Raw genomic sequence first — 2,389 nt, forward strand, 5'->3', positions numbered from 1 at the left:
CCCACATATCCACATCGTCATAATAGTAGCTTTATTCAAATATTTATATGCTGCTAATCTAAAGGGGAACCGCACCAATATTTTTCTTTTTTCCCGGCAAAAGGTTACTTTGTTGAGGATTAGAAAATTGGTATACCAAATTGTTCCTCTGTGGCAAATAAGGAAATAATATCTTCAGATCGGTTTTACGTAGTGGGGGTGGGTGCCTCAGCGGGTGGATTGGATGCTTTAACTAAATTGTTGTCGGGCCTTTCGGACAATTCGGAGCCCCGCTTCTCAATAGTGATAGCCCAACACGTAAGCCCCGACCATGAAAGTAAGCTGGTAGAGTTAATCAGCCATCGCACTTCCTGGCCGGTAGTGGCCGCCCAAGATAAGACTTCACTAGAGGCCGGGCGTATTTACATAACCCCGCCCGATTGTGAGATTTCCCTTAAGCAGGGTAATATCGTGCTGGAGAAACAGCACCGAACGATACACGCCGTTCCTTCTATTGATCAATTCTTTACATCGCTAGCTCAAGATCAACAAGAATATGCCATTGGTATTATTTTATCGGGTACCGGAAAAGATGGAGTTAAAGGGATTGAGCAGCTTCGTCAACAGGGTGGCTATGTGATGGTACAACAACCCCAGGAGGCAAAGCACCCCGGTATGCCCGAAACCGCCATTGAGTCCGGACAGGTTAACCGGGTTCTTCCGGTTAGTGAGATGAGCGAGGCGCTGCTGGAATATATCAAGCACCCTAACACTTCTGACCCAAAGGATCAGGATGAAAATAGTCTTCAGGGGATTCTACGATTGCTTACCCAAAAAACCGGTACTGATTTCTCTTATTACAAGCCCTCAACCATCGGCCGACGAATTGAAAAACGCCTGGAAGCCTTGTCCATAAATAATTTGGATGACTATTACCAGCATATTCAGCAGAAACCAGATGAGCTAGATGAGCTGTTCGCCACGGTGCTGATTGGCGTTACCGAGTTTATGCGGGACAAGGCTACTTATGATGAGTTACGAAAATATATTCAGAAGATTATTGACGGTAAGCAGCCCGGCGATTCCATCCGGATTTGGTCGGTGGGCTGCGCTACGGGCGAGGAACCCTATTCTATTGCTATTCTGCTAGACGAAGAATTGGGTGAGCGCGCGAGTGACTACACTATTCAAATTTTCGCTACCGATATTGATGAAAAGGCGCTATCTATCGGTCGGCAGGGTTATTTATACCGAAAATCTTCTAGGCAAACTGAGCAATACTCAGGTGAAAGCATATTTTCATAAGGGCGAAAAAGGCTACGAAATTAGCAAGTCTATCCGGCAGTGGGTACTGTTTTCTAAACATGATATTACCCGGGACCCACCCTTCGTACACCTCGATTTGATTTCGTGCCGAAATGTATTGATCTACTTCGATATCGCTCTACAGCGCAATGTAATCCCGGTGTTTCACTACGCCCTTAACGAAGGTCGGTATTTACTGCTGGGTAAATCAGAAAGCATCACTCAGCTTACCGACTTATTCGCTCAAGAAGGTAAAAAGCATAAGATTTTTGGCAAAAAGTCGGACGTTCAAATCAACACTCTTAGGTATACCAACTTCCGGCACCCTTTGACCCATCGCAAAGTTACTAGCGAACGCCCGAAAAAAAGTTCAGACTTATCGGTGAAGGAAGTGGCCCAACAAACGTTGGTGCAAACGTACGAACACCCTTATGTGGTGGTGAATGACAATTTAGAGATCGTCCATGTACAGGGGAAAATGCAACCCTACCTAGATTTGAAGGAAGGAGCTCTGAACTCTAGCCTGATCACCCACATTAACCGGGCTTTTCATCTGGAACTCCGAACCGTATTTACCAAAGCCAAACGAGAAAACCAAGCTCGGAAAAGCAATCTGATTCGCCTCACCGTTGACAACCAGCAACGTTTGGTCCGTCTGCTGGTCAAACCTTTCGTATTCCAGCGAAGTAATACGTCCTACTATCTGGTCATCTTTGAAAACTTGGATATCCCGTCATCCTACATGTTCTTGCCCGACACCCTTGATCTTGACCAGGAACAGCACCAGTATGCTTTGCGGAATATGGAATTGGAACACGAGCTCTCAGCTACTAAGGAACATCTGCAAACTTTCACCGAAGAACTGGAAACTAGCAACGAAGAATTGCAGGCCATCAACGAAGAACTACAGTCGGCTAACGAAGAGCTCAAATCTTCTAACGAAGAACTGGAAACCAGTAATGAGGAGTTGCAGTCAGCTAATGAAGAATTACACACCTCCAACTCCGAGCTGGCCGTCTCCAATGAAACCCTGATTGAAAAGGAAACCGAACTTAGGCGTTCTCAAGAAGCACTAGAGATTAGCCGGGATCGATTTAGACTAGCC

2 protein-coding genes are annotated in these 2,389 nt (G+C 45.8%); both read left to right on the forward strand.

Translation table 11 applies throughout. The annotated features are described in order from the left end of the window. Positions 1-150: 150 nt before the first annotated feature. The gene (locus tag WBA23_RS25415; protein WP_424585086.1) at positions 151-1,284 is read left to right on the forward strand and encodes a chemotaxis protein CheB; all 1,134 of its coding nucleotides are present in this window, start codon (positions 151-153) and stop codon (positions 1,282-1,284) included. Continuing rightward, positions 1,265-2,389: CheR family methyltransferase (locus tag WBA23_RS25420; protein ID WP_424585087.1), on the forward strand; the 1,125-nt coding region annotated here is incomplete at its 3' end. The genes WBA23_RS25415 and WBA23_RS25420, both read left to right, overlap by 20 nt.

It is taken from the genome of Tunicatimonas sp., assembly GCF_049647865.1.
GTDB lineage: Bacteria > Bacteroidota > Bacteroidia > Cytophagales > Cyclobacteriaceae > Tunicatimonas.